General features: G+C 37.8%; 1 pseudogene. It reads left to right on the plus strand.

Annotated elements, in window-relative coordinates:
- Nucleotides 1–520 (plus strand): annotated as a pseudogene (locus DR871_RS16350) (hypothetical protein); the annotation flags it as partial.
- Nucleotides 521–526 lie beyond the last annotated feature (6 nt).

Genomic DNA, 526 nt, shown 5'->3' on the forward strand with positions numbered 1-526 from the left:
TACCATGAAGGAAGCCTACAACCTCATGGAAGGAAGAGCAGTGAATAAAGATTTAACCAGTAAAGAAGGTCAGGTCTATAACACATGGGTACAAATGGATTTTAAGGAATCTGACAGTGCGGGCAATTTCAAACTGAATCAATATCATCAAAATTATGGGTATGATTTAGAGGCAGCGCTGTCCAAACATCCAATCAAGGAACTGGATACTGCTAAGTTTAAAGAAGATTTAATGGATTCCCTGAAAAAAGGAAACTTACAATCGGCCACTTTCTTGAAAGACGGTAAAGAAGTCAAGCATTATATTGAAGCTAATCCACAGTTTAAAACTATCAATGCCTACGATGGAAATCTTAAACGCATTGACAACCGCCAGACGAAAGAGGAAAAGCAATCAGAAGGACAAAATACCTCACAGAAGCAGGATAATAAAAAACAGAGTCAAAATACTAATGACGATGGACCTGCTGCTCCCCAGGAAGCCAAAAAGAGAAAAAGAAAACAGTCTAATTCAATGTAGATTTTG

The organism is Flavobacterium petrolei (genome assembly GCF_003314435.2).
GTDB classification, from domain to species: Bacteria; Bacteroidota; Bacteroidia; order Flavobacteriales; family Flavobacteriaceae; genus Flavobacterium; species Flavobacterium petrolei.